Origin of the sequence: Paraburkholderia sp. CNPSo 3076, assembly GCF_026343935.1 — a bacterium.
GTDB classification, from domain to species: Bacteria; Pseudomonadota; Gammaproteobacteria; order Burkholderiales; family Burkholderiaceae; genus Paraburkholderia; species Paraburkholderia nodosa.
Window position 1 is genome coordinate 40,429 of record NZ_JAPMAL010000049.1, and the last position, 6,787, is coordinate 47,215.

At 65.4% G+C, this 6,787-nt stretch carries 7 protein-coding genes; 1 reads left to right on the top strand and 6 read right to left on the bottom strand.

Annotation, left to right across the window (positions count from 1 at the left end; all coding sequences use genetic code 11):
• Nucleotide 1 precedes the first annotated feature (1 nt).
• The 6 genes from M3A49_RS37975 to paaA all read right to left on the bottom strand — a co-directional run bounded on the left by M3A49_RS37975 (nt 2) and on the right by paaA (nt 4,784).
• Nucleotides 2-826 carry a DUF1835 domain-containing protein gene (locus M3A49_RS37975; RefSeq protein ID WP_266233409.1) on the bottom strand — a complete coding sequence of 275 codons (825 nt, stop codon included), beginning with the start codon at nt 824-826 and terminating at the stop codon, nt 2-4.
• 165 nt (nt 827-991) lie between these two features.
• On the bottom strand, nt 992-2,080 hold the full coding sequence (gene paaE, locus M3A49_RS37980; protein ID WP_266233410.1) for a 1,2-phenylacetyl-CoA epoxidase subunit PaaE: 1,089 nt from the start codon (nt 2,078-2,080) through the stop codon (nt 992-994).
• 1 nt (nt 2,081) lies between these two features.
• Nucleotides 2,082-2,615, bottom strand: a complete 534-nt coding sequence (gene paaD / locus M3A49_RS37985; RefSeq protein ID WP_266233411.1) for a 1,2-phenylacetyl-CoA epoxidase subunit PaaD — start codon at nt 2,613-2,615, stop codon at nt 2,082-2,084.
• A gap of 29 nt (nt 2,616-2,644) precedes the next feature.
• Complete coding sequence (gene paaC / locus M3A49_RS37990; protein ID WP_266233412.1) at nt 2,645-3,451, bottom strand: 1,2-phenylacetyl-CoA epoxidase subunit PaaC; 807 nt, start codon at nt 3,449-3,451, stop codon at nt 2,645-2,647.
• A 9-nt stretch (nt 3,452-3,460) separates the two neighbouring features.
• A complete protein-coding gene (gene paaB / locus M3A49_RS37995; protein WP_112169807.1) occupies nt 3,461-3,745 on the bottom strand; it encodes a 1,2-phenylacetyl-CoA epoxidase subunit PaaB in 285 nt (94 codons plus the stop codon).
• A 40-nt stretch (nt 3,746-3,785) separates the two neighbouring features.
• A complete protein-coding gene (gene paaA, locus M3A49_RS38000) occupies nt 3,786-4,784 on the bottom strand; it encodes a 1,2-phenylacetyl-CoA epoxidase subunit PaaA (protein WP_266233413.1) in 999 nt (332 codons plus the stop codon).
• 266 nt (nt 4,785-5,050) lie between these two features.
• On the opposite strand from paaA, the gene M3A49_RS38005 reads away from it, so the two are divergent.
• Nucleotides 5,051-6,310 carry an SGNH/GDSL hydrolase family protein gene (locus tag M3A49_RS38005; protein WP_266233414.1) on the top strand — a complete coding sequence of 420 codons (1,260 nt, stop codon included), beginning with the start codon at nt 5,051-5,053 and terminating at the stop codon, nt 6,308-6,310.
• Nucleotides 6,311-6,787: the final 477 nt, after the last annotated feature.

Genomic DNA, 6,787 nt, shown 5'->3' on the forward strand with positions numbered 1-6,787 from the left:
ATCAGCGGGGGAGGGAAAGGTGCGCGGCGGTTTGCGGCAGCGCCGGACGCGCGGCGCGCGCGGCAGCGGCGAGCGGGGCGCAGGCGGCGCACATGTCGTCGCGCAGGCGCAGTTCTTCAGCCGCGCACAGTTCGCGCAGGCGCCAAAGCACGACCGGCTCGCCAACCGTGAAGCCCGCGCCGCCACGCGTGAGCGCTGCGCCGAGCACGTCGCTGGCGAGCCAGGATGCGCCCGCCGGACGGTCTTCATGGGCGTCGAGCACGTCGAGGATCATGGCGTCGAGGTCGCTCCATGTGCCGCTCGTAAACGTGTTGTCGCGCCAGCGGCGCGTCTCGCCGTTGGCGAACTTCGCTTCCTGCCACTCCAGCGCGAGACGCGTGATGCGCAGCACCGAGATCGGCGCGGCGTCGGGCAAGTGCGCCTCGATGCAGGTTGCAGCGTTCGGGCCCGAAATTTCGTCGGCGGTCAGGCGCACTTCGTTCAGGCGCTGCGGGACGTCGCGCAAGCGGTAGCAGACGCGCCGCAGCGCGAGTTGATGCGCGGCGTCGTGCGTGTGCCAGATCACCACGTGGGAGTCGTCGGCTTCGAGCGCATTGAGCGCCGCGCAGTCGTCGTGGGTGAGGGCGGGCGGCGCATCGCTCAGGCGCTCCCAGAAGGCGGCGCGTTGCGCCACGCCTGGGTCGTCCGCCACGTCGATGTCGCGCAATGGGCCTACCGTCAGATCATCGCGCAGGGCGATCACGCGGTCCGGACGGCCTGCCGCTTCGAGAGCCTGACGTAGCGCCGTCACGGCCGGCTCGCCGTAAATGAGGTGAATCGTGGTCATCGACAACTCGTTGCGTTCACGCTGAACGCCCTGTAAGCCCGAAAGCACGCTAATAACAAAAGGAACCGCCCGCGGGTGTCGCAGCGCTGCGCTGCAACACCGACGGGCGGCCCCTAGTGTAAGCGGATCGCCTGCAGGCCGAAAGCGTGCTGTTGCTCTAACGCCTTAACGTTCGTCGAAACTCACGACCACGCGCTCGCTCACCGGATGACACTGGCAGGTGAGCACGAAGCCGTCCTTCACCTCCTGCTCCTCGAGCGTGTAGTTCTTGTCCATCTTCACCTCGCCGTCGAGCACCTTGGCGCGGCAGGTGCAGCACACGCCGCCCTTGCACGCGTAAGGCAGCGCCAGACCCGCCTTCAGGCCGACGTCGAGCAGGCTCACGCCCTCGTACGGCAGGCGCATTTTGCGCTTCTTGCCGTCGATGACGATCTCGAGGTCGGCGGCCGGCGTGTTTTCGGTGATCTCGATGTTCGGCACGCCCGCCTGCGGCAGCGGCGAGCCGAAGCGCTCCACGTGCACCTTTTGCGGCGGCACGCCCGCGTCCTTGAACGCGGCTTCGGCGGCGTCCATCATCGGGCCGGGGCCGCAGATGAAGGCTTCGTCGATCTCGTCGGCGGGCACCAGCGTTTCGAGGAACGCCGCGCACTTGGCCTGATCGAGCACGCCGTTGAAGAGCTCGACGTCCTGCAGGTCGTCCGAGAGCACGTGGTAGAGGCGGAAGCGGCTCATGAAGCGGTTCTTCAGGTCCTCAAGCTCTTCGGCGAACATGATCGCGTCGACGCTGCGGTTGCCATACACGAGCGTAAACGCACTGCGCGGTTCCGTTTCGAGCGTCGTCTTGATGATCGCGAGCACGGGCGTGATGCCCGAGCCGCCCGAGAACGCGACGTAGTGCTTGCCGTGCTCGGCGTTCAGGTGCGTGAAGAAGCGGCCATCGGGCGTCATCACGTCGATCTCGTGGCCGGGCGCGAGCTGCTCGAATGCGAAGTTCGAAAAACGCCCGCCGCGCACGCGCTTGATGCCGATGCGCAGCTCGCCATCGCGGTCGTAGTCGGTCACGCCCACGCAGATCGAGTACGAACGGCGCGTTTCCTCGCCGTCGATGTGCGTCTTGAGCGTGACAAACTGCCCCTGGGTGAAGCGAAACGCATCGCGCAGCTCGGGCGGGACTTCGAAAGCGACAGAGACCGCGTCCGCGGTTTCGGGCCGCACTTCGCGGATGCGCAGCGAATGGAATTGCGGAGTGGCCATATCAGTACGGTTTGAAGTAGTCGAAGGGTTCGCGGCAGTCGATGCAGCGGTAAAGCGCCTTGCACGCAGTCGAGCCGAACTGCGCGAGGCGCTCGGTGTGCTGCGAGCCACAGTGCGGGCAGGCGGGCGCGGGCAACGGCGTCGGTTTCGCGATGAAGGTGATCGGCTGTTCGGCCGATTGAGGCGCGGACCCGCAGTTGCCCGTGGGCGGCGCGATGCCATAGGCGCGCAACTTCTCGCGCGCTTCGTCGGTGATCCAGTCGGTGGTCCACGCGGGCGTCAGGGTCGTCGCGATGCGGTAGGGCGCGAGCGCGGCGGCGTCGAGCGCGTGCGCGACGTCCTCCGCGATCTGCGACATCGCCGGGCAGCCGGAGTAGGTGGGCGTGATGACCACTTCGATCTGGCCGTCATCGGCGCGGCGCACGTCGCGCAGAATGCCCAGTTCGCGGATCGACACGACTGGAATCTCCGGATCGGGCACCGATTCCAGCACTTCCCAGGCGCGTTCGAGCGCGTGATCTGCCGTTGCTTGCATCGTGACTTCCTCTGTTCCTGCGGGGGTGCTTACCAGCGCGCGTCCGGGTGCTGGCGCGCGAGGCTCTGCATCTCGGCCAGCACGAAACCCATGTGCTCCGAGTGTTCACCGTGCTTGCCGGTCGTGATGTGGAACACCTGCGCGGGCAGCGTGAGCGTGGCTTCCTCGAGCGCGGCTTCCACGTCGGCGCGCCACGCGGCTTCGAACTGCGCCGTGAGCGGTGCGACGCCGGCTTCGGCCACAGCCGCTTCCACGGCGTCGGTGCTGAAGAATTCCCGCGTGTACGGCATCAGCCAGTCGAGCGCGGCCTGGGCGCGGCTGTGCGACTCATCGGTGCCGTCGCCGAAACGGATCAGCCACTCGCGCGCATGGTGCACGTGGTAGCGCGTTTCCTTGATCGAGCGCTCGGCGATCGCGGCCAGCTGCGGGTCGGCGGAGCGCAGCAGCGCGGTCCACAGGTGCTCCATCAGCGTGGCGTAGAGGAAGTTGCGCACGATCGTCACGGCGTAGTCGTTGGCCGAATGCGTCGTGCCGGCGAGCGGGCCGAAATGCGGCAGCTCTGCGAGCGTGTAGTTCGCGAACTCGCGCTCGGCGCGGAAGTAGGCGTAGTCGTCCTCGGTGCGCTCGCGGCCGGTGAGGGCCCTTTCGAGCGTGGCGGCATGCGTGTAGAGCAGGCGCGCCTGACCGATCAGGTCCAGGCTCATGTTGGCGAGCGCGATGTCTTCTTCGAGGATCGGGCCGTGACCGCACCATTCCGTATTGCGCTGACCGAGGATCAGCGCCGTATCGGCGAGGCGCAGCACGTACGCGAGTTGTTCAGGCGTGGGCGTCGTCATGTTGCGCTCTTACATGTGGTTGACTTCGTCGGGCAGCGTGTAGAACGTCGGGTGGCGATAGATCTTGTCGCCGGCCGGCTCGAAGAGCTCGGCCTTTTCGTTCGGATCCGATGCCGTGATTGCCGACGACGGCACCACCCAGATGCTCACGCCTTCCTGGCGGCGCGTGTAGACGTCGCGCGCCATGCGCAGCGCCATCGAGGCGTCGCAGGCGTGCAGGCTGCCACAGTGCTTGTGGTCGAGACCCTGCTTGCTACGCACGAACACTTCCCAGATCGGCCATTCCTTGTTCATCGTGGATCTCCTTCCTTCCTGATTCATATATGAGGTGTGCTCAAGCTGCGTGCTTCTCGGCGCGTTGGCGCTGCTTTTCGGCATGGGCGAGGGCGGCTTCGCGCACCCACGCGCCTTCGTTGTGCGCCTTCACGCGCGTGCCGAGGCGCTCGCGGTTGCATGGCCCGTCGCCGTTCACGACGCGCCAGAATTCTTCCCAGTCGATCGTGCCGTAGTCGTAGTGGCCGCGCGCGTCGTTCCATTTCAGATCCGGGTCGGGGAGCGTGACGCCCAGCACCTTCGCCTGCTCGACCGTCGCATCGACGAACTTCTGGCGCAGATCGTCGTTCGAAATGCGCTTGATGCCCCACTTGGCCGACTGGTTGCTGTGGACCGAATCGGCGTCGCCCGGGCCGAACATCATCAGCACGGGCCACCACCAGCGGTTCACAGCTTGCTGGACGAGTTCGCGCTGCGCGTCGGTGCCGCTCATCATGGCGAGCAGGGCGTCGAAGCCCTGGCGCTGGTGGAACGACTCTTCCTTGCAGATGCGGATCATGGCGCGCGCGTACGGGCCGTACGTGCAGCGGCACAGCGGAATCTGGTTCATGATCGCCGCGCCGTCCACGAGCCAGCCGATCACGCCGACGTCGGCCCACGTGGGCGTCGGGTAATTGAAGATGCTCGAATACTTGGCCTTGCCGGCATGCAAGGCGTCGACGAGCTGGTCGCGCGAAACGCCGAGCGTTTCCGCCGCGCTATAGAGATAGAGGCCGTGGCCCGCTTCGTCCTGCACCTTGGCGAGCAGGATCGCCTTGCGCTTGAGGCTCGGCGCACGCGAGATCCAGTTGCCTTCCGGCAGCATGCCGACGACTTCGGAGTGCGCATGCTGCGAGATCTGGCGCACGAGCGTCTTGCGATAGGCTTCGGGCATCCAGTCCTGCGGCTCGATCTTGCCGTCGGCGGCCATGATGGCGTCGAACTGCGCCTGCTCCGGCGAGGTTGCGTCCGCGTCGAGCGGAGCAACGTTGCCGGGGATGTCGAGGGATTGCGTGTACATGGAGACGCTCTCGTCGAAGTTGGGTATGTCGCGCAGTATAAACCAACCGACCGGTCGGTAAATGAATTTTTTGACGTAGGGCAAAGAAATTCGGACCTCCGGTTGAGTTTTAGTGGGGCGGCAGCGGGATTGCCTGGGATTTGTGCGCGTGGGCGGCGTGTGCGTGGGATTTTGCGTAGGTTAGTGCGCTGGACTGTCAGGCGGATGGAAGGCTGTGCACCGGGCCATGGGGCACAATGCGCCTTTGCCTGCGCACTCGTTCACGGATGAAGATTTCTTTTGCTCCCCTCGCGGCTGCGGCCGCAGTGTTCATTTCACTTGGCGCCGCGTCTCCGGCGTTCGCGGATCAAGCCCCGGGCCCCTGGGTCACGAGCTGGGCGACGGCCCTGCAGTCGATTCCCGAGCGCGACGCGCTCCCGGCGCTGTACCGCGCGCCCGAGGTCGCCGGGCGTACCGTTCGGCAGATCGTGTACCCGACGCTGGGCGGCAAGGTTGCGCGGGTGCGTGTGAGCAACCTCTACGGGCGCACGCCGCTCGTGATAGAGGCGATGGCGATTGCGCCGTCTGCGGGCGGCGCGGCGGCGAGCGAGGCGGGTATGGCGCATGTGACCTTCGGCGGGCGGCCGACGGTGTCGGTGCCTCCCGGTGCTGCGCTCGATAGCGATCCGGTGCAGATCGATCTGAAGGCGCACGCACCCTACGCCATCAGTTCCTATATGGGACCCGAGCAAAAGATGATCGCGTGGCACCGCGTGGCGAGTCAGGTGAATTACGTCTCGCGTCCGGGCAATCACGTCACGGATCCGTCGATTGGTGCGTTCACCCAGCGCTTTACGCAGTACGCGTGGGTGACGGGGCTCGCGGTCGAGGCGCCGGGGGCGTCGACGGTTGCGGCGATCGGCGATTCCATTACCGATGGCATGCGTTCCTCGCTCAATCAGAACCGTCGCTGGCCGGACGCGTTGGCGCGCCGCATCGCGCAGTCGCCGCGCACGGATCTCGCCGTGATCGATCTCGGGATTAGCGGCAACCGGCTGCTGAGCGATTCGCCTTGCTACGGCGAGGCGCTCGAGCGGCGCTTTGGCCGCGACGCGCTCGGCCACCCGGGCGTGAAGACTGTGGTGCTGCTCATCGGCATCAATGACATCAACTTCCAGGCGATGCCGGCCCGATCGGGCCTCGACTGCGACTTTCCTCATACGCACGTGGACGCGAACGACCTGATTGCGGGCTACCGCCGTGTGATCGCGCAGGCGCACGGACGCGGCGTACGCATTTTCGGCGCAACGCTCACGCCGGCTTCGCTGCCGCCGGAGCGCGAGGCGATCCGCACGGCGGTGAACCAGTGGATCCGGACGAGCGGGGCGTTCGACGGCGTGGTCGATTTCGACGAGGCGCTGCGGGACCCGGCGGATCCCGCGCGACTGCGTTACGGCTATGACAGCGGCGACCACATCCACCCAAGCGATGCCGGCTACGCGGCGATGGCGAATGCGGTGCCGCTGGAGGTCCTTACCCGGAAGTGAGGAATATTTTCGTCACCCCCTTGCACGGCGCCGGCGGGGGCGATAAGATTCGCCCCCTTCGCAGTTCGATGTCTCTGACATCAGGGCAGCGAAGGCCGCCGCGGAAACCGGCGGGCGCAGGAGTCGGCAGCTTTTTTAAGCGGTGAGCGAAAAAAAGGGGTTGACGAAGCGAAAAAGATTCTTCATAATCTCGTTTCTCTGCTGCTGACGCAGCAACGCAGAAAGAAGCCGGTAGTTAGGTGTTTTTAACGGCGCTTTCGCGATCGATCTTTAAAAATTTACAGCCGATAAGTGTGGGCGCTTGATGCGGTGGCGGCCTGATGTGGTTCTTCGGAGCGATATCGGGAGCAGCAAAAGTATCAAGAGTCTCACACTAAAGTAAGTCAGGTTTTTGAATTTATTCAGATACCTGTCAGCTTTGAGTGAGCGACCGGTCTCGAGAGAGACCGAAAACAGTAACAGGTATTGAACTGAAGA